This window comes from Phocaeicola vulgatus ATCC 8482 (assembly GCF_000012825.1).
Classification (GTDB): domain Bacteria; phylum Bacteroidota; class Bacteroidia; order Bacteroidales; family Bacteroidaceae; genus Phocaeicola; species Phocaeicola vulgatus.
Window position 1 is genome coordinate 78,061 of sequence record NC_009614.1, and the last position, 25,871, is coordinate 103,931.

Sequence of the window (25,871 nt, forward strand, 5' to 3'; positions counted from 1 at the left end):
TTTTACTCTCTAATAATCTTCACTTCTCCCCCTTTACCCAGTTTGATAATGCTGGATGGTTTGGGATGCCCCACTTCATCTTGTCTATACTCCACAATATAGTCTACAGCTTGTTTTACTTCTTCACTGATTTCACTGAAGTTGGCAGGTGAAGGCTGACCGCTGATATTGGCAGAAGTCGACACAATAGCTTTACGAAACCGGAAACAAAGTTGTTTGGAGAATTCCTCAGCCGTAACACGAATACCTACACTGCCGTCCTCAGCCAGCAAATTCTCAGCCAGATTACGTGCCCCATCATAAATAATAGTCAATGGTTTTGTGGTAAACTCAATCAAATCCCAAGCTACCGCAGGTACATCACTAACATAAAAATTTACTTTTACCGTACTGTCCACCAATACAAGCATCGCCTTACTGTCAGCACGCTTCTTTATATCATAAACTCGTTTCACCGCCTCCGGATTAGTTGCATCACAACCTATTCCCCAAATAGTATCAGTAGGATAAAGAATCACTCCTCCCTTCTGCATCACTTCACAGGCTCTCTTCAAATCCTCTCTAAAATCTCCGTTCATATCGTTTTTTATTATTTGGTTCTCATTTTAACAAGTTGCAAATGTAGCAAATCCTCTTGATAATGACGAGTTAAACCCGAAAAAAAGATACCTTGATTGTTTTCCGAAACAGTCAAGGCATCTTGTCCACACAATAAGGATACTAATTCTCCCTTTATCTTCTATTTTAAAACAAAGTATTCGTATCCTCCACCAGCCTGCCCATAGCCCAAGCCGCCCGGATATTCAGTTCTCTATCCAAAATCAACACATCGGCATCCATATCTTTCTGCAATGCCCCCTTCCGGTCATCCACTCCCATAATCCGTGCCGGAGTTTCAGAAGCCATCCGCACGGCATCGGCCAGCGGAATACCAGCTTTTACCATTGTCCGTACCAATACATCCATGGTTGCTATGCTACCTGCCAATGAAGAATGATCAGCCATTTTGCATACACCATCTTCTATAATCACATTAGGATCTGTTATTTCCATTCCATCAGCAGCGGCATATGCCAAAGCATCCGTAACCAAACAAGTTTTTTCCACTCCCTTCAACTTATAAGCCAACCGAAGAATAGTAGCAGGTAAATGGATACCGTCGGCAATCAATTCAATGGTCATTCCGTCTGTCAGATAAACACTTTCCACTGTCCCTTCGTATTTATATTCACGACATTTATGGAATCCCGGCATACCGTTATAGAAATGGGCAGTATGAGTAAACCCAGCTTCAAACGCAGCTTTTATCCCCTCGTATTCCGATTCTGTATGTGACACAGCCACTAATATACCTTTTGATTTCAAATAGCGGGCAAATTCCAACGCGCCCGGAAGTTCAGGTGAAGCGTCCCAACGCTTGATGCAGTCAGTACTTTCCAATAAAGAAGTATATTCCTCTTTATCAGGATTCTTCAATTTCCCGGCAAACTGCTCACCTGCTCTTTTCGGATTCAGATAAGGACCTTCTACATGCAACCCCAACACAGGACTGTCCTTCTCGTTCATCAAGGTTTCGCACACAGTTACCGCCTTACGGATTTCTGAAAAAGGAGAAGAAGACAAAGTTGGGAAAATACTGGTCGCCCCATGCTTCTGATGCGCTTTTACAGCTGCGCGAAACGCCTCTTCCGTACATTCATTAAAATCGTGACCACCACCGCCATGAGCATGCATACACACATATCCGGGTACAATATACATCCCTTTAGCATCAATCAATTTTGCACCGATCAGTGCCAGGTCACAGTTAGTCACTTCCAATATTTTATTATCCCGTATCAGTACAGAGCCTTCGTCCAGCCAACCTTGCGGAGTAAAAATCTTGCCGTTAATAATTTGAGTCAACATGATTAGCGAGTATTAGATAATATTTATTCAACGTTTTTTTGTAACAACAAAAGTAAACACTTCTATTGAAAAAGAAAAGTAAAACCTTTATTATCTTTTTTGTTTCTTCAATGAGAATATAGGCAAAAACAAAAATATTCCAAGTATAGACATAACTAACCCGCCTATAGTACCTGCTGCCAAAGGGAACCAGAAAGCCTCTTTTCCATCTCCCACCATAAAAGGAATAAATCCCAGAATAGTAGAAACGACCGTCAGAAAGATAGGCAGAATTTTCGAATTCCATGCCTTGGTGAAGGCACGTACCGGTAATAACAGAGGATACCTTTTTCTTATCGCATTATATTCATTTAGAATATAAATACTGGCATTTACTGTAATACCGCAAAGTAATACAAAAGAAGCAAATCCCCCCTGATCAAAATTCAGTCCGAAAAGATAAAACGTAAGGAATACGCCGATATAGGATATCGGAATAACAAAAATGATAGCCAAAGGCTGTTTCAAGGAATTAAACAAAATAGCCGTCGTAAAGAAAATAATGGCGATTACAATCAACAGCAATGCGTATTGCTTGTTATCTTTCTTATTCCATGACCAGTAATCCTGCTCATTTTCGGCTGTATATCCCATAGGCAATATCTTATTAAATTCTTCCAAGTCTTTCTTCAACAGTTTTTTTCCTTGTTCGGAAGAACCGATATATTCATATTGCAGACAAAGCCGGTATTGCTGGTTTTCTTTAGCGACTTTCTGAGGTGACTGTCCCTTCCGGACAGTAGCGAAATCAGCCAGTTTATAAGAACGGCCATCAATAAAAAAGGGTATATTGACCAATCCCCATACATCATATCGTTGTCCCTGAACCGATGAAAGTTTCAATTGCTCCGTCTGACTATCAAACAACACGTTACCACAATAAATATCCCTTCCGAAAACAGGGCGCAAAGCGGCGAACAGCTGCGTGGCTGTAATATGCTCTTTCGCCATCCTCAACCTGTCCAAATCCAGATAGAACTCGCTATAATCATCTTTCCACCAAGAGAACTCCGAATTTACCGTAACCTCTTTAATACGACGGTGTAATAACAACTTCTCTTTCAGCTGTTCTGTCCAATAAGAAAGTTCGTCATAATTATATCCATACAGTTTCACACGGAAACTTCCCGCACTCTCACGCACATCGTTACTGAAGCCCTGATCCTGCAAACCATATACACTCCAGCTACCACCTCCCAAAGTCAGTGCCTTACTGATTATATTAGCTTTCAAAGTATACGGGAATCCGCTCCGCTGATTTTCTTTTGTAAAATAAATCTGGATATTAGCCTGACGCGCATTATAGATATACGTCTGAAACTGCCTGATTTCCTTGAAATCGCTCAGATAAGTTTCCATCCTCTTAATCAGCACATTCATCTGCTCCAATGTACTGCCATTAGGCAACGTAGCATAAACGGAAAGCACCACTTCACCTTCATCACGATTGAAATAACTTCCCTCGTATACTTTTTCCGCAAAAAGACGGAGGCTGCCACCTAAAGCCTTGTTGATTACCGGCTTTACCTTATCCTTGAAGGTAGGATTATCAAATACCTTATTATAATATTCCACCCATTTACCTTCTCCTTCCATCTTCTCGGGCAGCATAAATACAGGCAGACCGAACCCCAGCAGCAATAATAGGCAAGCTATCACCCTGAAACGGCATAAATAATAAATCACCCCTTGATAGAAACGGGTAAAATAGACAGTCAACCGTTTCATAAAAGTGGGTCTGAGCAGAAAACGTCTTCTTTTTCTTCTCTTTTTCTTCTCCAAACCTATTTTATCAATCATGGACGGAACAAAGAATAATGCAACAAACAAAGATACTGCCAGATTGATAATGACCACCGCTGCAAAATCCTGCAAGTTCAGACGTATCTTCTCATCCAGAAAGAAAATAATAACCAATGCCCCGATAGTAGTCAGCGTGGCCGCCAGTACAGAAACAAACGCCTTCAGATTGCGGCGATGCAGAATATGGTCTGTCATCACTATCGTATTATCTATCACCAAATTCAATGAGATGGTAATACCCGCCAATGAATAAAGCTGCATTTCCAGACCAAATGCATAATAAAGAATGACGGCAACAGATATATTAACCGCCAGACTGGTCACAATCAGGAACAGATAACGCAGATTTCGTGTTATCAACGCTACAAACAGCAATAAAATCAATACGGTCAGTCCGGTACGGAAATAAATCTTATCCAATTCTTTCTGAATATATTCCGTAGCGTCATAACTGATATGTACCTCATAGCCCGGAGGCATCTTCTGTTGCAACTCACCCATAAGGTGCTTCACTTCCCCACTTAAATTTAATTGATTGGCAGTTTCCTCGGCCGTGATATACAGGTAGACAGAATTCAGCCCGTTTATCCGGTAATAACTTTGCGGTCGTTCTTCCACATGCCTTACCTTTATCAGTTTATCCAGCGTAACCATCGTTCCATCTTCGGCTTGCAGTTGAATGGCTCCCGGTTCAAATTCCATTTCTTTTTCAGTAGATGTACGTACCAGTCTGATCCACTCTCTGCCCTCCGCACCTTTTTCAATAGAACAGATCCCCAGAAACTCTTTTTCATAATGGCGGTTAATGGCCCGTTGCACAGCCTGCAGTGTGATTCCCAAACGTGAAAGCTGGTCACTGTCATACTCCAACTGCCACTCCATAGGTGTAGCTCCATTCAGTTCCACTTTATAAATCCCCTTCAACTGTCCCAATACCGGCTTGATATTCTCTTCCGCATACTGCTGAATCAAAATAGGATTGGCAGGCGCATTCAGTGTATAAGTAATAAAAGGTCTGGATGCCTTATCATCCGAACGTCGCGTACTGATTTGAGGATAACTCACCCCCTCGGGCAGCTGAGGCCAGGTCTGTCTGATGATGGTAGACACTTCAAAGCGGGTAACGTCAATATCCGCATGCTTGTCCAGTTCCAAAGAAATTGAGCCGCTGCCGTTATCCGAAGTAGAGTTCACCTTCCTGATACCCTTTACTCTGGCCATCATCGCCTCCAGTTTACTGGTAACCTCCGCCTCAATAACCCGTGACGAATTGCCGGGCATACTGAAAGAAACAGTCAGACCGGGCAAGGTACGCGACGGCGCCAGCTTAACCGGCAACAGCGGTACTAATACCACCCCTATCAGTGACAGGCAGACAAATGTCACTATCAAGGTAAACGAGGAGAGGTTACGCGGATTACTCATCGATAAATTCCTGTATTAAAATCAAACTTGTCCGCAAGGGAAAAACCGGACTCAAAATCGTGCAGCGTCAGTTTACGTATCTTATAATAATTCAACCAATAATTCTGCAAAGCCGAAATATAATTTTTCTGCGCCTCCTGCTGGCGGTTCAACGAAAGAGTAAGACTATTCACATCCGCCTTTCCGATGATAAAACGTTGGCGTGTCTGCTCGTATGCCATTACGGCAAGATCCAAAGCCTCCTCCGCACTCGCAATCAAACTCTGCTGAATATTAAAATCATTCACCGTCATAATCACCTCTTCCTCCACACTCAGTTCTTCCTGACGGGCGGCAATCCTCACCACATTCAGATTATTTCTCGCCATATTATATTTACCCTTTCTCACCCCCCAGTCAATCAAAGGAATAGAAACACTGACAGAAACCAAGTCCTGTTGCAAAGGATGTCTGTAGGCATCTCCCAGTTTATCCGCCACCTGGTTAAAACCCACACTGGCATTAAAACTAGCATTGAAACGGGATTCTTTCTTTGTCTTGTCCACATTCTGTTCCGCTTCCAGCACATTCTGCCGTTGTTCCAGGAAAGTAGGATTATTCTCTTTGGCCCGCATCAACGCATCATCTACGGGAATCATCTTTCCTGTGGGACGTCCCGGTATATCCAATTCAATCACGGTATTCTTATCCAGATTCAGAAAGGAAGCCAATGAAAACATAGCGCGTTTCAAAGCAATCTGCGCATTCTGCAACGTATTATGCGCATTCACTTTGTCCAGTTGCAATGTCAGCAAATCGGCACGTGATATGGCTGCTATCTTATGACGCTGGAGCCCGATGCTATAAAGGGTATCACTGGACGCCACATTCTCCTCCGCCAAGCGGTAATCCGCCTGTGCCATAGCTAACGCAAAGAAATAAGTCACCGCTTCTTCTGAAACCATTTCCGTGTTATAAATGAATTGCTTCTTCACCTTTTCATACTTCAACGGCTCTATTTTCCGGTCCCAACGAAAAGCATTATATCCCAACAGGCTCTGTTGATATCCCACACGCACAGGGATACTGGAATACTGTGTAGACTTTGAGTCACCGAAATTACGCATAAAGTCCAGTTCCGAATCAATATAGAAAGTACCGCCCGTCCAATCCAGATTCTGTTTGATACTCAATCCACCCGATGCGCTGAACATCTGTTGTTCACGATACACATCCATATCCTCATTCGAATCATAACGCTGGGTGATATAGCGATAATATTTAGCCGGAGTCAGATCCAGCGTAAGACTCGGCAAACGGTTCGCCTTGTAAGTACGATATTCCCAATATCCCGACAAATAAAGATTCTGATATCTGAAAGCGGACAAGGAACTATCATTCGCAATCTCTATCGTGCGTTGCAAATCCAGCTTCACCACCTGCTGCGCCTTTGCTCCGAGAGACAACAGCATACACCCCACCATCCATATGCTAATGTACTTCATTTTTGTCATGTTTTCTATAAATAAACCAATATATTAAAGGAATGATAAACAAGCTGACCAAAGTTCCCACCACCATAGAGCCAATCATGGCAATAGACAAAGGCTTCTGCATCTCCGACCCCATATCCGAGGTAAACAGCAACGGAACCATTGCAAAGACAGTTGTCAGCGAAGTCATGATAATCGCTCTCAACCTGCGCCTGCCCGCTGTATGAATGGCTTCCACCAAAGGCATCCCCGCTTTCCGTAATTCATTGATGGCATCCATTTTTAAAATAGAGTCATTCACCACAATACCACAAGTCACGATAATGCCTATGGCAGACATCAAATTCAACGTGTGACCGAAAACCCATAATGCCAGCAAAGCAAAAGCCGTATCAATAGGAATTTCCATCAAGACAATCAGCGGTTGCAGGAAACTCTCGAATTGCGCGCAAAGGATAAAATACATCAGCAACAAAGAAACAAAAAGAATCACAGTCAATTCCCCCATCATTTTTTCATTCGAAAAGAAACTACCCGAGAAATCCACTTCCCATTCCTTTTCCTCACTAACCACCTCTTTTACATTCCGCATCAGTTCCGGTGCATCCTTCACATCATAAAAACTTAAAGGAATATATTCTCCGTTCTTTCCCGCCGTAATACTCTTCAAATCTTCGGCGGGCACTACCGTCACCAGATTATTCAAAGGAATATGATTCACCTCTCCGTTACCATCCGCCATCGTCCGCACCAAAGTTTCACTTAATACACTATTTACACTCTTTTCCTCTCCGGCAATACTGATAGGCAGATATTGCTGATAAGAGCGTAAAACGGAAACCTTGTTTTTTTTGAAAGCCGTGCGGAGCACCCGCGTCAATTCATCATATGATACGTTATACAACAACAGTTTTTCTTTATTGATTATCAGATTCATCTGATTCCGGAAAGCGATGCCCGTCGGAACATTACCCGCCACCCGCGTAATTTCCTTTTCCAACCGCTGCAAATGCTCCGCATCCGGTGCCTGCGACTTATTCGCCGTATGGAGTTCCGCTACCACATCCGCTTCTCCTGTCACAAACAATTTTTCAAAGATTGTTTCGGGAGGTGAGAAAGTAACCACAGCCAACGGATATTTCTCTCTTATCTCCTTCTCTAATAATTCCTGCAATGAATAGATTCCGGATGGCTTTTCCGTCTTGAAATAAAGTTCCGCTTCGGTAGACGAAAGTTCACTGCCCCCGTTCAATATATAATCCTGCATACCCACATAAGCAGCATGCTCCGTTACCCGGTCGTCCACCTGTTTCATTAAATCATCCACCCGGCGGTTGTTCTCGTCCACATGGATATTCTCATTCCACTCTATCCTTGCCACCAGTTCATTCTGGTCAATCTGCGGCATACGCTCTTTTTCCATTACATAAAAAAGAAACACACACAGTGGAAGGGTTGCCAGCGTGCCGGTCACACAAAGCTTTTTATGTGAGAACACCCAGTCAATCCCTTTATCATAAAAGCTTTCCAGCCACTCATTTTTCAGCAGATTGTCAAAACGTCTGGAAAGAAATCCCTTACTGCGGATACCGACCTTATAAAACAACAGATACAATACGGGCAGCAACATAATACCCGTAATATAAGATATCATCAATCCCACCGTGATAGAAAAAGCCTGATCCATAAAAATAGCTCCGGCTATGCCACTCATAAATATCAAAGGCACAAATACCGCAATGGTTGTAAGGGACGAACTGAGCATCGGTGTAATCATTTCCGTCGTGCCCACGGCACACGAACGTTTCAGAGAATACCCCCGTTCACGATACTGCGAAATATTTTCCGTTACAATAATGGCGCTGTCTATCATCATACCTACTGCCAGAATCAAGCCCGAAAGTGATATCACATTCAGCGACACATGACAGAAATAAAAGAAAAAGAATGTGATTACAATAGAAGTAACCATGCTGATGCCGATAATCAACGGTGAACGGACATCCCCCAGAAACAGCACAGCTACAATAAAGATAAATAGAAAGCCCAAAGAAAGATTCTGCTGTAAATTTGAAATGGTGTAGTCCAGCAATTCCGTCTGGTTACGGCTCACGCTGAACTCAATATCCGGATACAGGGATGCAAAATAATCGGTTGTTTCTTTCAGCTTCTCTTTCATGACATCCATATTTTCATCGCTCTGCTTGATAATGGCCAGCGTTACCGCCCTTTTTCCTCCGGCTACGGAACGTCCCATCTCTTTTTGCGAAACAATATCTACTTTGCAGAGCTCTTTCAACTGCATAATACGTTCCCCCTTGCGGATATAGATATTCTTCACATCCTCCGGGGTACGAAGCAGGGTAGCTATGCGAATATTATATTCATAATAACCATCCCTCACCAACATGCTTCCCGGCTCTACATTATTGGCGGAAAGTGTATTCTCTATATCCTCCACACTGATACCCGTCATGGCCAGTTTATCTTTATCAGGAACAATTTGCAAAAGCCTTCCGGGCACTCCGGTTATATCCGCCATAGCCACTTCGGGTAACTGTTCGATGCGGCGTTTCACCACATTCTCCGCCAATTCGCACAACTCCAGAAATTGTTGCTCGTCGGTTTCCTGATAAGCACCGTCGTTTTTCAAAGTCATATTGACATAAAGTACAGGAATATCCGTTGCACTCGCTTTGATAGCCTTGGGACGCGTCACTTCCTTGGGAAGACTGTTCATAGCGGCATCTATCTTCTCATTCACCTCTATAAATGCCAGATCGGTATTCACACCAAAATCAAATTCCAGACGGATAACGCCCGCCCCGTCACGAGTTTCACTTTTTATTTCTCTCAGTCCGGCCACTTGCAGCAACTGCCTGCGCACAGGGGTAACCACCGTATTCTCCAATTCCCGTGCCGATGAATTCTCACCCGTCACCTGTATGGTAATCTGCGGTATGGCAATATCGGGCAGCAAAGATACAGGCAGCGAGAAGTAAGTCACCAACCCAACAATAAAGCAGGCGGTAAAGGCCATCAGCACCGCAATAGGACGTTGTAATAAGAACTTAACCATACTTTTAATTTTTAATCACCCTCACCGGTGCTTCATGAGCCAGATTCACATTTCCGGTAGTTATCACCTCCATACCTTCTTCCAGTCCGTCTGTGACAGTATATTCCTCCATATTCTCCAATCCCGTATGCACATAGTTCCACATAGCTTTACCCTCTTTCAGTGTAAATACCACCTGTTTGCCGGAACGTAGTACAACCGCCGTTTTGGGGATAACCAGTTGTTCGCCCACAGAACGCTTCACGCTTACCCTTACATTCATGCCGTCGAACAATTTATTACTCCCGTTCACTCTCGCCTTTATCCGTACCATTCCATTCTCGTCCACCAGCGGATTAATCTCACTGATACTTCCCTGGCGCACCCCTGCTGCCGATGCATAAGGAGTAATCTCCACCTTATCCCCCACTTTCAGCAATGGCAGCTCATTTTCAAGTACGGTGAAATCCACCTCCATATTTCCGGCATTGATTACCCGGCAGAAAGGCTCGGAAGTTTTGGGCATATTATATCTCTTTTCAAAGAGGTTGGCAATCACTCCATCGAAAGGAGCAGTCAACGTAGCTTGTTCCATATCATATTGAGCAGATTCATATTGAGCTTTGCTCTGCTCATACCCGCTTTTTACTTTTGCCAGTTCCAGCACATCAGCAGGTATCACCTTCAGATTATCGGGAGCATATCCTTGTCCTATCAACACATCCTGCATCTCCAGGGTAGCCTGTGCCAAACTATTTTTATTCTGTACCAACGTATTGTTCAACTTAAACAAATCCAATTGGGCTATTTTTTGACCTTTCCGCACTATATCCCCGTTCTTTACCCAGATATTCGCCACCACTTCCGAGGTACGAAAATACAGGTCGGCATAATCCTGTGCCGTCACTTTCCCGTTACTGATCAATTCATGATTGAAAACCTGCTTTTTCAGCGGCATCACCGTCACCTCATTGGGTAAAGAAGGAAGAACTGTTTCCACCCCTTCTTTTTCCGTTGTTTCCTTTTTTTCTCCCGAGCAGGCAGTGAAAGAAACGGCTAATAATAAGCCTGATGCAAATATGTGTAATTTCATGATCATATTTTGTGATATCTATAACAAATAAAAACTTTTTATTTTGAAAAAACTAATTTTCGGGTACTTTTTTCAATAGTTCCCGTGCTTTCCGTCTCATCTGCTTGATAGCGGTAGATTGAATTTTCGGTTCTTTCTCCAATACCGTCTGTACCATCTGCTCCAATTTGTCACACTGATAAAAAGCCGGTTCCGCATATAAATGAGCCAATAGATAATAAGGATAAATTCGTCCGGGTAACCGATGGACAGCACGCATGAACCAATATTCCGCACTATCATAGTGCTTCATTTCCTGTTCATTTTTCCCGATAATATTTAGTATCATGGGATCGCCACTCACTTTCAAGGCCTCTTTCAGTACCTTGTTAGACAGTTCGGGTTCATGCAGTTTATGCAAGGCATGGCCATACTCAAACATAAAGCGAGCATTCCCTTTCATTTCTTTCTGAATTTCAGCATAACTTTCTACTGCTTGCCGGTAAGCTCCCGAGTGGTAAAACATACGGCTTTTGGTCCATTGCTTACAAGCTTCTACAGTCTTGGATTTCTGCTGATATTTACAGAAACAGCCATAGCTTCCGATTAACAATAAAACAGTAAACAAAATGCGAGGCCAAACTTTCTCTAAAGGAAGAACACGGATACCGCAAGCTAATACTAATATAATCAAAGCCGAAACAAACGCTGGAAATTGTAGTGGATAAGAAGAAAACGCAAATACCGCTAAAGATAGCAATGCGCCGCATAGTCCATAGATGCCTTGTTTATGACCTATGTACATGCTCCCACCTAGTATCAACAACCCGATGCAAAGCACAGGTATTCCCCAGGCAATGGCTACTTGCAGATATTCATTGAAAACATATTCGGGAGCACCTGCCACAAGTTCCTCCGTTGCCGTATAATTTCCGGCTGCAAAATAATTCTCCTGCGCTTGTCCGTAAGCAGCCGGAACACTGTTCCATCCGCATCCTGTCCATGGGTGCTCACTGACAGCTTGGGCAGCAATTTTCCACATAAACAGACGGCCGTCTGCCGAATCCTTTTTCATTTGATAAATGCCACCCAATGCTATACCGCCCAAAATAAAGGTTACTATGGCAAAAGACACTGCCTGCTTACGATGATGCCTGATATAATGCTGAATTTCCATCTTATAGTGCATACCACAAACATAAATGGAAGAGACCGCCGCAGCTATCCATGCCGAGCGGCTCATTCCGGCAGGCAACACACAAAGAATCAATAGCATGACAGCTAAAGCAACATAATAAGGTATGGTTTTCTTACCCTCTTTCCGCTTTAACCATTCATACAGGCAGATAGGGAATATCATGGCAAGGTAGCCTGAATAAGGACCGGGATTATAGAATGAACCGGTCAAAGCATAGAGAGAATGGTTGGAATAGGTAAAGCCATATACCTGACGGATGCCCCACACGGCTTCCATTCCTCCGTATAGAATAAACACCCATGAAACGACAGCCGAAAGACATTCCTTAATCCGTGCCGGAAAAAGAAATATCAACAGGGCAAAAGCTGCCGATGAAAGAACTCCACAGGCATACATCCACCGCCAGTCATCCGCCAAAATATCGGATGACAGTGAAGACGTACTACAACACACCACGCTGAGACACAACGCAACCGGTATGCCTGCCACCAATGCTATTCCATATTTCAGCCATTTATTTTCCATTTCTACCACCAAACTTGTTTCCCGTCTTCGTATGTAAAAATCCGCTCTTCTTTTCCTTGAGTATGATTTTTTAACCACAATAAAGCGCCTTTAGGCACATCATCATAATGAAGTTTATTGTCGACTGCTAATTTTCGCCCTAAACTAATCCATTTCATATTCCAATAGAACAATTCATATTCATTATCGACACATATTTCATTACTATCATGTATTATTGCATTATTACTTCCATAATATGGGTATTTACGGTAAAGTATAATACTTTCTTTTTCTGTACTAGCACACAGCTCTTTTATGGTTCCATCTTCTAAAAGAATTATAGGAAACCCTATAGGTTTATTATTCAACCGCCCATTTTGGCTGATAAATGCTAAGAAAACGATCCCCTTTCCTTCGTTTAAATAAGTTCTTATTTGATTATCTCCCCATAAAATTCCTCTCCCGACTGATTCAAACAAAACACTTCCATTCATCACCTTTGATAAAGCAACAGGAACCCAGTCATGATTATTAAAAGTACAAAGACTGATTAATTGTTTATCTTTCTGTGAAGGCACTCTAAAGGTTAAATCAGAAAGAGGCATAGCATATTCGGATGTAACGTCACATAGTGGAATATCATATTTTTTCCTATAAATCTTAGAAATCTTGTATACAACTTCATTTTTTCCTTCAGGGCCATATCCCACTTCTATAAAATCACCAGTAGCATCTTTCACCACATTCCAACAATGCGAAGAACTCCTATTAGCCCATGCCGGAACATAATCAATAGAAGCAGGGATTCCAATGGCACGTAAAGACAAAGCTAAAAATGCCGCCATATCATCACAAGTACCCCAACGGGTCTGTAGCATTTCAGCATAAGACTGTTTATAAGGATATTTAGTCATTCCTATATTATAACGCATTCCACCTAATTTTATGATACGAAGGGCCAATTCTCGTGGAGACATTAAAGAATCCAATAAATGACCAAACTTTTGAAAACCTTCCTCGCGCCAATTCGATAATGGCTCATGGTCTATACGGTAAGGCAAAATATAATGACAGAATTCATCAAATGAACAGTAATCTTTTATTTTTCCATTCTCCCATATTTTAAAAGCATATTCAATATTTTTTATTAAATAATCTCCCGTTATAACTTTTATATCTTCAATCTTACTAAAACCTGCCAACTGTCGTTTAGAAATAGAATCAAATCCATGCCAAATCTTAGAATATCGCACATCCCAACTTATAGGATCATTTTGTGGGATAATCTTCAAAAAGTTCTTATATCTATCCAACGAATCATAAGGGAGTATTGAATATTTACCAGGCATATTTTCAATCAAAAAACAGGCAGCACGGTATTTCAAGCTATCATGTTTAAAATGCTTCAACACTTTTTCCAACTCCGCTTTATTATGTTTAGCCTGCTGCAAAGCAATATCCAAATGACTTACTCCATTCGTACAAGCAGAAAGAAGAATTACAAAAACAAAATATACACCACAAACTCTCATACTACTTTATCTTTTTAAATATCCTGTCCATACGTATTTCATCCGTCACTCCATTCTTAGACTTCCATATCAATGTCGCCTTTCCTACAATATATTCCTCCGGCAAAGGCCCCCAATAGCGCGAGTCCTGAGAATTATAACAATTATCACCACCCATGAAATAATAATTGTGCATAAAAACATAATGCTCCACTTCCCGCCCATTTAAATAAAAATGTCCGTTACTTGCTATTAATTTATCTTGTTGCTCCCATTCTATAAGATTGCGATAAAGCAAATAATGTTTATCATCCATCACAATAGTATCCCCACGGGAAGGAAGATAAAAAGGACCAAAATCTTTAATACTCCATTTTAAGATGGTATCACCGGGATAAGCAAAAAAACAATTTTCCTGTATCATTTTCTCCACATTCCTCGGTTTCTCCAAAAAATGCGCCAAACTGTTTTGTGAAACTATATTTCCTAATTCCTTATCATAACCTCTGACCCTATATCGGGTGTCCCTTATTTCAACAGTATCACCCGGCAATGCGATACACCTCTTTACATAATAAAGCATCAGGTTAAACCCTATACTGTCCCATCGTTCCGGATAAGGGAAATTAAAGACCAATACCTCATTGCGTTGAAATTCACTGAATCCCTTCAAACGATCGATGTGTAGCGGCTTATGTTGCCGGGCATCACCAAGGCTGAATATACGTGGTCCTTTCAACATTTTATTGACAAGCACATAGTCACCCGGTATCAGAACCGGCTCCATGGAGTCAGAAGGTATGGCAAATGAGGCAAAAACAAATATCTGTAATAACAACCAAATAATCATCATTAACAAACTCCCTCCGGTCACACAAACCAGCAAGTTATATAAAACGCCTATGTATTTCTTTATATACCTCATTTTAAATCTTAAAAGGTTGGAAATTTCTGCCGCCCGTTCTGCATAAAGAAAATATGTTCTTCACGCCCACGGGTCAGATCGCGCAACCAGAACAATGCATTGTCCGGCACAATCCAGTCCAAACAGGTAGTATCAGCCCGCTGTTTTCCCAAACTCTTCCATCCTTCAGTACCGGCATGACAGAATAACTCATAAGTATCACCCGGAGAAATAAAATTGTCGTCATTCCGGGGCATATACTCCAGACAATCTATTACTGAAGCCCCACCCAAATCAACAACAACCTCCCCTCCTTTGTCTAAAGACAAATAATAAGAAAGAGGATCACCATCCGCCACATGCTTTGCCAGCACATGTATATTTCCTTTTTCCGTAGGACTCCCCCAAACCGCTATCGGAGAAACAGCCTTTCCATTGGCATAAAATGTCATTTCTGCCAATTCCGCATATTTATCATTGTCAGCCTTATATCTTATGTAACGGCACTTAACCGGCTTATTCAGGAAGATTCTATTCCTTGCTATCACGGGAGTATCCGCTATCTCATATAATCTCTTTCCATCTTCAAAGTCTTTCGTCATACTTCCCTCAAAAGTACCTCCCACCACATGGCTCATAAAGCTGCGCAACCAACCATATACCGGATATTTTCTATACAAACGAACCTTTACTGTTTTCTCCCAATCCGGAAGAAACGTATTTATTTCTCCACCTGCAAACCAAAAGGGGAAGCCGGAAGGATAATAATTGCCTTTGGTATATTTCATGGGAAGATATACCAGTTCCGATTCTAGATTAGGTATTTCCATCTTGCCGCTTGCCGAACGTGCACAGGCACAACTCCACCAATGCGCTTCGTGGAAATGGGCCAGATAACAAACCTCATCATCAGGAATACCGGTAAGTATGCGTAACGTATCCGGATAATATGCATAACTGACATCTTTCATATAAGGGTGATAGAATAAAAGCGGCATTGATTTCCAATCATCTCCCAGATGTGCTGCCTTTTCTTCTTGAAAACCATACATGGGCCTGTAAACCTTGCCACGTTTATACCCTCCCGTATCCCTACTCCCCCTTACAGCCTCCGAAGCTATATACCAAATAGGTACATCGCGCCCTGTCGTGTCACGAACAACATTCCACACATGTCCCCCTCTGGCATCCGTATCTTCCATACAAGGAATGCCGACAGCCCGAAATGCATAAGTCACTATATCCGCCGCATCCACGCAACTACCATATCGATGGCTGAATAAATATCTGGGACCGATATGAGGCAGTTCAAAGTCTTCACAATAAATAAAGACAGGTTCTTGTAGATGCCTGCTTACCAAATTCGCGGCCTCCACCACATCACTGCCTTTATATATGGAATCTAATAAATATCCATATTTCTTTTCATAAAGTTCACGCCATTCTTCCAGCGGTTCATCCCCTATACGATAAGGCAACAAGTATTCACAAAAATCTTCAAATGAAAGAGAACGGTTCCATGGACGTTTCTGCCAATTATCAAAAGCACGGTCTATATTGTCTATCAAGTATTCGGCTGTGATAATATGGGCATCATATATTTTAGGAAGATTACGATAGGTATAATGCCCCCAACGTCTGGCATAAGTCTGGTCTATTTGTCCGAAAGGACTATAATAAGTACGTACACGCTTCACACTATCCATTTCACCTCCCTGTTGGTAGGAATAGCAATGAGGCATATTCCGTATCAAAAATTTAGCCGCTTCCAATTTTAAAGAATCATAGGTATAATGCTGAAGCAGTATCTCCAATTCCAAACGATTAGAAGTAGCAAAATCTAAAGCATGTTTCAATTGTTTCTGCTCAAAAGAAGAGTGGGCACAAGAGATACATACTAATGAAAAAAGGACAAGGAGTCTTGCTAAGAACATAATATTATTCATTTGTTAATTTGGTGGAATAGTATAATTTACCCCTGCGAAAACATAAATTAAAACTAAACTCAAAACACACCTTATTCTTCCCGCTATCTGATACAATCTAAAACACAGGAATTAAATTATGTACCTGAGTAAAACTACATTTCAACCAGTCTGAAGAATCAGACTCAATTGATATTTTTAGTTTCAATAATTAGTTACTTCATCTTATTTTCAGAAAAGGAGAGAATAAGGATTCACACTTACAATAAAATAAAGATACTATATTTGTCATCGTACTTTACTAAATAGTTCATTAAATTCAAGTGCTACTACAGAAGGATTTAAATTTTCCTCAAAGGATTCCACATCCTTATTTTCCCATATATACCCCAAACAATATAATTTATTATCATTAGACAAATACTGAGTATTAAACAAATAGGATTCTGCAGAAATTCCACCATCAATTTTGATGATAACTTCCTCTTGCAAATTCTTACTAATAATCCAATAATAAACCTCTGGGATTCGTTCACCTTCATTGTTCAATAAAACATTTAAAAATATATAATCATGATTTTCCAGATAATTTATAATAGATGCATAGTTAGAACGCTGCAATTCTTCTATAACTTCCATGCCCGATAATTCATGTAATTTCTTAGGCAGCTTATAATTAGGAAAGTCCATAGCATATGATAAGTCCAATTTCCCATTTTCTATCGTATACAAATCATGATTTAGCGACTCATGAAACGTCAACCATTCTCCATTTCTTCCAAAATTATTCTCTACCATCGGAAGCATATTAGACTTTTGATGAAGATAATATGCCACATTGGCGATATTTTCATCTGTACAAATCATTTTAGCATCGCCATACGTGGTGTTGTTACCTACATAAAACCAATAATTCTGCCTATCATCTATGGCAAAAGAAAACGCAGGATAAGTAACCTCCTTCTTGTCTAAGAAATCTCCCCCAAAAGTATAACAAAAAATTCCTCCATCTGATAGGACCTCTAAAACTTTACTTTTCTGATTAACAACGACATCATAGACGCTAGTATATTCACCAGGGCCATTTCCCCTGTGTCCGATATAACCGGAAAACTGTCCATCACTAGTAAAGCTAAGTATAGATGATTCTGAATTTTTTGAATATACAATCCAACCACTGTCAACTTTAATTATAGATGAATTACGATCGACCATACTAGAATCTGAAAAACTGAGAACGGTTATATCCTTACTCAAAGTCAATTTGCTTTGCTCAAGTGTGATTGCTTCAGTTTTATTAAAAATATAATCAAATGTTTTTTTATGTTTTACACTACATGAAACAAAAAGAAATGGGAAAAATATTAATATCAACTTTTTCATTATATAGAATTTAAAGTTAAAATAAGCTCCAATCCAATGGAGTATATGAATTGGAGCTGTTTCAAATTTATATCATAATACTCTCATTTTATCTGCACGGCCTTCGACAACTTTCTGCAGTTCGTCTTGAAGTACACATATAATTCATGTTTAATGGTGCACAATACCCCATAGTTTGGTATCTATTTGTTGTCGAAGATTCACCACTAGCCAACGCTTCCACATTAGCCAAAGCCAAATCAGACATTACATCCGATTGCTGAGCATTATACACATTCATTCCTGCTATCAAAGCAAACGCAACAACCAAAGTTGCCTTCAAAATATTCTTCTTCATCTTATTTCTAGTAAAAAAAATTATTATTATTCATATTTTCATCTTATTCTCGGAAAGAACTCCACCGCAGAAAAAACAAAAATACCGCTTGCTTATTCTGATTATTTACACTACTTTTACATCGGACTTAACCTCCTTTTCTTTTAGGAGAGAGCCACAGGGTGGAAAGAATCGACTTTCGGCAAAGAAAATGAATTTCTTTCCATCCGCTTTTTACTCCCATTGATTCATACTTCATCCTTTATTCAGCATTCCCCGTTACCTTCAAACGAAGTGGAGAATTATCTGCATTGCAATAAATGGTAACCGTCTTACTGAAATGCTCAGCCTTTTCGGCTTCATAAATCACGGTCAGTTCCGCTTTTTCTCCCGGACGAACACCCTCCTTATTATAGTTTACCTTGGTACATCCACAGGAAGTGATGACATCGTATATCACCAGTACATGCTGTCCCGTATTGGTCAGTGTGAACTTGCGTTCCTGCTTCTCCGACTGAGGAAATGAACCGAAGTCTATGCTTGTTACGTCCAGACTGACTTTCGTTATCGGTGTTTCCGCTTTTACAACTTCACCACCTGTCAATACTTTCAAATAAAGTTCCTTCACCTTTGGATTGTGAACAGGATTGCCTATAGCCGCCACCCTGTTGTCTTTATCCAATAGAAATGTCTGGAAAGTCATTTCATCCGGAAAGTGGTTCAATCGGTTAAAATCGTCCTTTTCATCGAAACAAACAGGATAGACAAATGCATCACGACGGGTAATATAACGCAGTTCTTTCATATCTTTCGGATGGAAATAGAAGACAAAGGGAACCGGACGGTTCAACGTTGAATCAACTTCCTGCATAAACAGCTTCCAGCGAAGCAATTGTAACTTACAACTAGTACAGCCTACAGAATCGATATAAGTCACTACCTTATAATCCGCATCCGCTAAAGAAAAGTCCACTGTATCCTTCCCTTGAATAGTAAAAAAGGAATGGGCAGGAAAGAGAATTTCTTTCCCTTCCCATTCCTCAACCAAACGAGCGATTTTATCTTTTTCTGATTCCTTGCAGGAGGAAAAAAGAGCAAAAACACATAGTAATAGACAAAGGTATCTCATTGATTAATCCAAGCCAAAAGGTCTAATTACGCACTCTACTTTTTCTCCAGTACTGCAAGTCACATTCCCACTACCCAGACATATATCACGTCCAAATTCTCCTGCAGCCAATGCTTCCACATTATCTAAAAGAAACTCACTCTCTACCGGCTTTCCGGATTGCTTTTCCCAAGCCATTACCGCCATTAGCATAACAACGGTAAATAATACAAATACTTTTTTCATTGGTTTATCATTTTTTGTGTGAAGGTAGAGAACATCTATCGGGCACGCAAATTTTTTCCCTTAAATTGATCTTAAGGTGACCTTAAAGTTTTCTTAAGATTCAAAAAATCCCCATTTCATCGGAAGGATTATTTTAATGCCCTGATCTCCAAATCATAAGGTTCATCCAATTAAATCATATTCTTTCTTTAACTTATAAGTTCCTTTTTTATAAATATGCGTATCTTTGCAATCTCTAACATGAACAAGAAACATGAAAATACCGACAAACTTATTCAAGTTTAGCTTTATTGCATTGGGATGGATTGTATTCATCCTGCTATGTTATGTTGCTTTTAAAGATGAAAAGGCAAATGCTCTGATAACAATGAAGGACAGCCTACGTGAAGCAATCAATATTGATTATCAGGAACGATTAAACAAAATACTTGTTAGTTATCGCCCTTTAGGCAGAAAGGTAAAAGGTGTCCAAATAGAATACGGTGATAGTCTAGAAATCATTTATTTTGAAGACAGCACCCATGAGTCACTGGCTACCCAACTGGCCAACCAGTATGTGATGACAAGGATTATCCCCGTCAATCCAGACAATTTCAATAAGATCTTCCAAGAAGAATGGGAAAAGAATGGAGTTTCCGCCGCTAAGACGGGAATCATTTACCGCTACAACAAGAAAAAGGTATTCAGTGACAATGATTCAATCTCTTTCCAGAAAGCTCTTGTCACCCCTGTACAAGCAATAGACGCTAAAAGAACCGCCGGCGTACAGGCATGGGCTATGATTCATTGGACAGAAATAGTAAAACATACCACTCCAAAAGTGTTATGGAGTATCATTGCTTATTTCATTGTCTTGATATGGGTGTCTCTGTCATTTCTGAAAAAACCACAGGAAAAAGAAACTCCCGCCAATCCGGACTGCATACCATGTGAAGAAATTCCTGACAATCCGGACTACATACAATTGGGGAAAATGACTTTAAAGTTGGAAAGCAAGAAACTATATATTGGCGACCGGCTTTGCCACATAGCACCGGCAGATTTCAATCTGCTGGAACTGTTTATCAAAACGCCCAAGCATCTTTTGACTAAAGAAGATATTAAAAATGCTTTCTGGCCGAAAGATAACAATCCCGAAAATAAAATATATAGTCATATCTCCACACTTAAATCCTCACTCAAGGACTTTCCCGAATATCAGATAGTGACAGAAAAAGGAGGATACCGACTGGTTATCTCCTCAAACGAATGAATAGCTCCTATTTCCAATAATAAGCATACATAAGGTATACAATCTTACTTAAAATCACCAACCCACCGCAGCAGGAACAAAGCATTTCTCACAGCGGAACGAGTTGTTTCATTAAGGTGGAATAATTTATTTCATCAAGGTAAAACTAAATATTCCACCATATAAAACTATTTGTTCCACCATATAAAATTAATTGTACCAAACAGTGGAACACACTGTAATACACGGGAAACAAAGAGATTCTCGTTACTATATTCTGATTCATTCATTATAGGCCACAGGACAATGCAGTGCAGGACAATAACACTGTGACAGACTTTTATCTGTCACACTCTCCGTCACGCTATCTGTCACATCTTAACAACCTGTTTTTCAGCAAAATAATTAGTACTGTGACAGTGTGACAGATAATTCTCACTTTTAAACTCTATGAAAGCAAACTTGAAAATCATCCATATTCCTTCACCCTGAAGGATTTTTTTTGGCTGAAGCTTTCCGGGTACAAATCCGTCATTATAATCAGCTAAGAACTAACATCTTACATAAGGATGAAGGATTTGAAAGAAAAAACGCATGAATTCTAAATTGGTATAAGCAGACAGTCCAGCTCATAAAACACTAGAACCTTTTTAAAAAAGGCCCTGTTCTTTTTAAAAAAGATCCGGTTCTTTTCGGAAAACGAACTTATGTTTTTCCAACCATACACTACAATAAATTATCCGCCATTATAGGATAACACGGTGATTTCTTTTCAAAACTTCCTCTATTCCAATTCAAGGGGAAATTTCACTATCTGCTCGTCAGCATTGACATCCAAACCGAATAACATACCGGCAGCCTCATCTACATAAATACCGGCAATAGGACGATCCAATACATAGGTTTTCACCACATCGCCCTCGTGGGTGGATATACGTAATATTTTACCACCCTGCTGATAGGCATCGGCCAACTTCATAATATCCTTAAATTTACGACCGTCATAAATGGTATAAATGTATTGGTCAGTCACCTGCACATCATAATAACAGATTCTCCCCGCCGGAAGTCCATACCCTTCAGGACTCACTTTAAATTGGGGTTCACCATCCCCACCCAATTCTCCTATATGCTTTTGTGAAGCCATGCTATAAATATCGAGCCTATCTCCAAACTGAGTGACAGAAACCAATATCTTCTTATCAGGACTGAATGATACAAAACTGTTCCAGCCTTGAGCCACAGCAGGCGCACTTTCTCTCAACAGTTCCGGATCGGACACAGGTATCTGCTCGGATTTACGAAGCAATTCGCCGGAAGAGAGTGAAGCCCAACTGAAACGGTTCTCACCGGAATAATCGGGGATAACAACAGTAGAGGCATCCTTCAAATCAAAATCAAGGGAACGGAACAAGCGCTTATCCAACAAAATATCCTTTTCCTGTTTGGGAGTTTTCCCCCCGGCTATACCGCTATATTGATACATCCTGCCCTTGCCGTCATCAAGCACCCACACCGTGTCCTGCCCTGCAAAACGGATATTCGCCGCATAAATGGACTCACCCGGACCTTCCCCACGCTTTCCAAAAGAAGACTGATATTGAAAATCGGGATAAGTAAATACATGATAATAGTAATCGGCATTGTGCAAATCCAATATCACCGCCTTGTCACCCTGTACACGCATACGATAGGCATACCGGAACAGAGCCGTATCAATGGGAACAATCTCCCCTTTCAGAACTTCTCCCTTCCGCACCGCTTCTTCTATGATTGACTCACTGGATACCTGCTGTTGGTGGCGTTGCCCGGTACACGCCACCAACAAAGGGAATAAAACGCATAATAGTTGTTTGTTTTTCATTTGATTTCTATATTTACTTATCTGGCACAAAGTAAACAAACTATTCATAAAAACAAGAAGAAACGACCTTAGATTTACCTTAAATCTTCATTTTAGATTCGTCATAGACATCTCTTTTTCACGAGTAGATTTTCATTTCTTCCCATTTCATCGAAGTTCAGATACTTTGCCATTTACTAAGTGCAAACATTTCAAAACAGCTCGGACAGACATACCCATAGAACAAGAAATACATCACAATAAATTCCATTTTCCACAAAATAGGTTTATATGATGAAAATCACTATCTTTGTTCTATGAATAGATTGGTTATAGTAGGATGTGGACGACTTGCTGAAATTATAACAAACGCAGTTGTCAAAGGAATGTTGCCCGACTATGAGTTAGTAGGCGTATATTCGCGTACAGCATCAAAGGCCGAACACATTGCGAATAAAATGAGGCAACACGGAAAAATGTGTGCAGCCTGTCACACTTTAAAAGAACTGTTGGAGTTAAAACCTGATTATCTGGTGGAATCAGCCTCGCCTGCCGCAATGAAAGAACTGGCCTTACCCACCTTGGAAAACGGAACTTCCATTATCACCCTATCCATAGGAGCTTTGGCAGACACCTCTTTTTATGAGAAAGTCAAAGAAACGGCCAAGGCAAACGATACACGGGTTTACTTGGTATCCGGGGCCACCGGAGGATTTGATGTATTAAGAACCACCTCTTTGATGGGAAATGCTACAGCTCGTTTTTTCAATGAAAAAGGACCTGATGCTTTGAAAGGCACATCGGTTTACAAGGAAGAGCTGCAACAGGAAAAACGCATTGTCTTTTCCGGCAATGCAACAGAGGCAATAAATGTTTTTCCAACCAAAGTAAATGTATCTGTCGCAGCCTCATTGGCTTCCGTAGGACCGGACAATATGCAGGTATCCATACAGTCCACCCCTGGATTTACAGGTGATACTCAAAAAGTGGAAATCAAAAATGAACAAGTACACGCAGTAGTAGAAGTGTACAGCGCCACATCAGAGATTGCAGGATGGTCTGTAGTGAACACCCTGCTCAATATCACTTCACCCATTGTATTCTGACAAATTGGCCAGCACCTTCTCGCTCAGGCGGTCAAACGCCTGGCGGGTACGGCCGGTTGATACTTGCATACAACGCACATGCGGATGGGTAAGCAATGCCGTACTCCCCAATGCTCCTAATGTATCACAAAAACAAAGATTATCTTCCTCCAACCATCGGGTAAACGAAGATTCATCCCACGCAGGTGACAATCCTGTGTTAAATAGTATCTTCCTATTTCCAAGTGCCTTGAACTCCGCCTCATGCAACAAAACCGTATTCTTATTCAAGCAACAGCATACCACTTCACTCCATGTCAAAAGTTCATTCAAAGGCATAAAACGATAACCTTTCGCACCGGCTTCTTTTTTTTCACTACGGGCATAATAAGCTATATCCGCACCAAAAAACTTCATTGCATCCGCTATCATACCACCAGATTTTCCTAAGCCTACAATACCCACTTTCAAGCCGGTAATCTCCCGGGGAATCCCTTCCCACGGCTTCTGACCGAATCCATGAAGACAACGCACCAGTTCGCTGACTACATATTCTATTACCCCTTCATCACCATAGTCACGAATACCTGTCACCGTAATACCGCGTTCATTAGCATAACGGATATCCACATTCGCACTTTCGGGAGAGTATAGTGAACAACACATACCGATATACCGGACATTCGGACATCTCTCTAAAATATACCGGTTTATTTGTGATGTATAACTTAACAATACAGCATCCGCATCTCCGATCCGAGCAATAATCTCATTATCCCCCGCCGGAATATCAGAGTACATAACAACCTCATCTGCAAAAGAATATAACGCTTTTTCTGCTGACAGAACCAGACTGACAGGTTCTATTGCTACAAGTTTCTGAAACATAGTATTTTTAATTTGACTGGTAAAGATAGTAAAAAATGCGGCAAAGAGACTTTTTTCATCCAAGATTGTTTATTTTTGCATCCAAAACGAAAAAATTAAAAGAATAATGGGAGCAGGAAAATGGATTGGTGGTATTCTGGGATTCATGACTATGGGACCACTGGGAGCTTTGGCCGGATTTGCCTTAGGCTCATTGCTGGATGGAAACAACGGACTTTTTGGCAATACATACGAAAAAGGACAGGCGGAAGCCGGAAACTATGACGAAGGCCAGCGGAATAGCTTTTTATTCTCCATGTTGGTTATGGCGTCTTACATCATCCGTGCAGACGGACGCATCATGCACAGCGAAATGGAATATGTACGCCAATTCTTAAGAATGAATTTCGGCGAAGAGGCAGTCATCCAAGGAGAACAGATTTTGCTGAATCTTTTTGAACAGCGCAAACAGATGGAGCGTCAAAACCCGATGGCATTTAAAAATACCATCCATGAATGTGGTGCACAGATTGCCGCGAACCTGCCTTACGAACAACGGCTGCAATTGTTGGACTTTCTGGTAAACATAGCCAAAAGTGACGGAAGCGTATGCTCTGAGGAAATAGCAGCATTAAAAGAAGTGGCACAATGCATGGAACTGTCGCCCAAAGAAGTGGAATCCATGCTGAACTTAAGCGGAAACTCATTGGAAGAAGCTTACAAAGTACTTGAAATTGACCCGTCCGCCACCAATGAGGAAGTACGTACAGCCTATCGCCGTCTGGCATTAAAACATCACCCTGACCGTGTTGCTACATTGGGTGAAGATGTGAAAAAAGCGGCAGAAGAGAAGTTCCAACAAATTAATAACGCTAAAGAACGAATTTATAAAGCCAGAGGAATAAAGTAAAAAAGAATATTTCGTGAAAACAAGAAGGAGGTGTGTCCATCCCTTAGGGATTTTTGACCA

Annotated in this window: 19 protein-coding genes; 3 read left to right on the forward strand and 16 right to left on the reverse strand. The window is 41.0% G+C overall.

Features of this window, described 5'->3' with window-relative positions:
- Positions 1-2: 2 nt before the first annotated feature.
- The 14 genes from BVU_RS00290 to BVU_RS00350 form a co-directional block, all read right to left on the reverse strand.
- Entirely contained in the window at positions 3-578 is a 576-nt protein-coding gene (locus BVU_RS00290; protein ID WP_005842961.1) for an L-threonylcarbamoyladenylate synthase, read from the reverse strand.
- A 166-nt stretch (positions 579-744) separates the two neighbouring features.
- Positions 745-1,908 (reverse strand): N-acetylglucosamine-6-phosphate deacetylase, encoded by a 1,164-nt coding sequence (gene nagA, locus BVU_RS00295; RefSeq protein ID WP_011964604.1) that lies wholly within the window; start codon positions 1,906-1,908, stop codon positions 745-747.
- A gap of 90 nt (positions 1,909-1,998) precedes the next feature.
- Positions 1,999-5,175: an efflux RND transporter permease subunit gene (locus BVU_RS00300; protein ID WP_005851161.1), complete on the reverse strand. Its 3,177-nt coding sequence runs from the start codon at positions 5,173-5,175 to the stop codon at positions 1,999-2,001.
- Positions 5,172-6,659 (reverse strand): TolC family protein, encoded by a 1,488-nt coding sequence (locus BVU_RS00305; RefSeq protein ID WP_007839821.1) that lies wholly within the window; start codon positions 6,657-6,659, stop codon positions 5,172-5,174. The genes BVU_RS00300 and BVU_RS00305 overlap by 4 nt, the downstream gene beginning before the upstream one ends.
- On the reverse strand, positions 6,646-9,726 hold the full coding sequence (locus tag BVU_RS00310) for an efflux RND transporter permease subunit (protein ID WP_011964605.1): 3,081 nt from the start codon (positions 9,724-9,726) through the stop codon (positions 6,646-6,648). The genes BVU_RS00305 and BVU_RS00310 overlap by 14 nt, the downstream gene beginning before the upstream one ends.
- 4 nt (positions 9,727-9,730) lie before the next feature.
- On the reverse strand, positions 9,731-10,798 hold the full coding sequence (locus BVU_RS00315; protein ID WP_011964606.1) for an efflux RND transporter periplasmic adaptor subunit: 1,068 nt from the start codon (positions 10,796-10,798) through the stop codon (positions 9,731-9,733).
- A 52-nt stretch (positions 10,799-10,850) separates the two neighbouring features.
- A complete protein-coding gene (locus BVU_RS00320) occupies positions 10,851-12,500 on the reverse strand; it encodes an O-antigen ligase family protein (RefSeq protein ID WP_011964607.1) in 1,650 nt (549 codons plus the stop codon).
- A 2-nt stretch (positions 12,501-12,502) separates the two neighbouring features.
- Positions 12,503-14,014, reverse strand: a complete 1,512-nt coding sequence (locus BVU_RS00325) for a transglutaminase-like domain-containing protein (protein ID WP_011964608.1) — start codon at positions 14,012-14,014, stop codon at positions 12,503-12,505.
- Between the two features lies 1 nt (position 14,015).
- A complete protein-coding gene (gene lepB, locus BVU_RS00330) occupies positions 14,016-14,918 on the reverse strand; it encodes a signal peptidase I (RefSeq protein WP_011964609.1) in 903 nt (300 codons plus the stop codon).
- A gap of 8 nt (positions 14,919-14,926) precedes the next feature.
- Complete coding sequence (locus tag BVU_RS00335) at positions 14,927-16,831, reverse strand: hypothetical protein (RefSeq protein ID WP_032946443.1); 1,905 nt, start codon at positions 16,829-16,831, stop codon at positions 14,927-14,929.
- A 279-nt stretch (positions 16,832-17,110) separates the two neighbouring features.
- The gene (locus BVU_RS00340; protein ID WP_011964611.1) at positions 17,111-18,205 is read right to left on the reverse strand and encodes a 6-bladed beta-propeller; all 1,095 of its coding nucleotides are present in this window, start codon (positions 18,203-18,205) and stop codon (positions 17,111-17,113) included.
- 88 nt (positions 18,206-18,293) lie between these two features.
- Positions 18,294-18,542 (reverse strand): NVEALA domain-containing protein, encoded by a 249-nt coding sequence (locus BVU_RS21125; RefSeq protein WP_008670225.1) that lies wholly within the window; start codon positions 18,540-18,542, stop codon positions 18,294-18,296.
- A gap of 241 nt (positions 18,543-18,783) precedes the next feature.
- A complete protein-coding gene (locus BVU_RS00345; RefSeq protein WP_005842974.1) occupies positions 18,784-19,650 on the reverse strand; it encodes a DUF1573 domain-containing protein in 867 nt (288 codons plus the stop codon).
- Between the two features lie 3 nt (positions 19,651-19,653).
- Positions 19,654-19,875, reverse strand: a complete 222-nt coding sequence (locus BVU_RS00350; RefSeq protein ID WP_005842976.1) for an NVEALA domain-containing protein — start codon at positions 19,873-19,875, stop codon at positions 19,654-19,656.
- A gap of 253 nt (positions 19,876-20,128) precedes the next feature.
- Between BVU_RS00350 and BVU_RS00355 the strand changes: the two genes are divergently transcribed.
- Entirely contained in the window at positions 20,129-21,127 is a 999-nt protein-coding gene (locus BVU_RS00355) for a winged helix-turn-helix domain-containing protein (protein WP_005851092.1), read from the forward strand.
- A 763-nt stretch (positions 21,128-21,890) separates the two neighbouring features.
- Here the strand turns inward: BVU_RS00355 and BVU_RS00360 are convergent.
- Complete coding sequence (locus BVU_RS00360; protein WP_005842980.1) at positions 21,891-22,970, reverse strand: BF3164 family lipoprotein; 1,080 nt, start codon at positions 22,968-22,970, stop codon at positions 21,891-21,893.
- A 296-nt stretch (positions 22,971-23,266) separates the two neighbouring features.
- Between BVU_RS00360 and BVU_RS00365 the strand changes: the two genes are divergently transcribed.
- Positions 23,267-24,055, forward strand: a complete 789-nt coding sequence (locus BVU_RS00365; RefSeq protein ID WP_008670229.1) for an aspartate dehydrogenase domain-containing protein — start codon at positions 23,267-23,269, stop codon at positions 24,053-24,055.
- Here the strand turns inward: BVU_RS00365 and BVU_RS00370 are convergent.
- Positions 24,038-24,922 (reverse strand): NAD(P)-dependent oxidoreductase, encoded by an 885-nt coding sequence (locus BVU_RS00370; protein ID WP_008670231.1) that lies wholly within the window; start codon positions 24,920-24,922, stop codon positions 24,038-24,040. The two genes, BVU_RS00365 and BVU_RS00370, sit on opposite strands and share 18 nt — an antisense overlap.
- A gap of 106 nt (positions 24,923-25,028) precedes the next feature.
- Here BVU_RS00370 and BVU_RS00375 point away from each other — a divergent pair, with 106 nt between their 5' ends.
- Positions 25,029-25,811: a TerB family tellurite resistance protein gene (locus BVU_RS00375; protein WP_005842987.1), complete on the forward strand. Its 783-nt coding sequence runs from the start codon at positions 25,029-25,031 to the stop codon at positions 25,809-25,811.
- Positions 25,812-25,871 lie beyond the last annotated feature (60 nt).

Bases quoted from the DNA above. Each gene is read 5' to 3' on its own strand.
- BVU_RS00290 (WP_005842961.1), bottom strand. From the start codon at position 578: ATGAACGGAGATTTTAGAGAGGATTTGAAGAGAGCCTGTGAAGTGATG.
- nagA (WP_011964604.1), bottom strand. From the start codon at position 1,908: ATGTTGACTCAAATTATTAACGGCAAGATTTTTACTCCGCAAGGTTGG.
- BVU_RS00300 (WP_005851161.1), bottom strand. From the start codon at position 5,175: ATGAGTAATCCGCGTAACCTCTCCTCGTTTACCTTGATAGTGACATTT.
- BVU_RS00305 (WP_007839821.1), bottom strand. From the start codon at position 6,659: ATGAAGTACATTAGCATATGGATGGTGGGGTGTATGCTGTTGTCTCTC.
- BVU_RS00310 (WP_011964605.1), bottom strand. From the start codon at position 9,726: ATGGTTAAGTTCTTATTACAACGTCCTATTGCGGTGCTGATGGCCTTT.
- BVU_RS00315 (WP_011964606.1), bottom strand. From the start codon at position 10,798: ATGAAATTACACATATTTGCATCAGGCTTATTATTAGCCGTTTCTTTC.
- BVU_RS00320 (WP_011964607.1), bottom strand. From the start codon at position 12,500: ATGGAAAATAAATGGCTGAAATATGGAATAGCATTGGTGGCAGGCATA.
- BVU_RS00325 (WP_011964608.1), bottom strand. From the start codon at position 14,014: ATGAGAGTTTGTGGTGTATATTTTGTTTTTGTAATTCTTCTTTCTGCT.
- lepB (WP_011964609.1), bottom strand. From the start codon at position 14,918: ATGAGGTATATAAAGAAATACATAGGCGTTTTATATAACTTGCTGGTT.
- BVU_RS00335 (WP_032946443.1), bottom strand. From the start codon at position 16,831: ATGTTCTTAGCAAGACTCCTTGTCCTTTTTTCATTAGTATGTATCTCT.
- BVU_RS00340 (WP_011964611.1), bottom strand. From the start codon at position 18,205: ATGAAAAAGTTGATATTAATATTTTTCCCATTTCTTTTTGTTTCATGT.
- BVU_RS21125 (WP_008670225.1), bottom strand. From the start codon at position 18,542: ATGAAGAAGAATATTTTGAAGGCAACTTTGGTTGTTGCGTTTGCTTTG.
- BVU_RS00345 (WP_005842974.1), bottom strand. From the start codon at position 19,650: ATGAGATACCTTTGTCTATTACTATGTGTTTTTGCTCTTTTTTCCTCC.
- BVU_RS00350 (WP_005842976.1), bottom strand. From the start codon at position 19,875: ATGAAAAAAGTATTTGTATTATTTACCGTTGTTATGCTAATGGCGGTA.
- BVU_RS00355 (WP_005851092.1), top strand. From the start codon at position 20,129: ATGAAAATACCGACAAACTTATTCAAGTTTAGCTTTATTGCATTGGGA.
- BVU_RS00360 (WP_005842980.1), bottom strand. From the start codon at position 22,970: ATGAAAAACAAACAACTATTATGCGTTTTATTCCCTTTGTTGGTGGCG.
- BVU_RS00365 (WP_008670229.1), top strand. From the start codon at position 23,267: ATGAATAGATTGGTTATAGTAGGATGTGGACGACTTGCTGAAATTATA.
- BVU_RS00370 (WP_008670231.1), bottom strand. From the start codon at position 24,922: ATGTTTCAGAAACTTGTAGCAATAGAACCTGTCAGTCTGGTTCTGTCA.
- BVU_RS00375 (WP_005842987.1), top strand. From the start codon at position 25,029: ATGGGAGCAGGAAAATGGATTGGTGGTATTCTGGGATTCATGACTATG.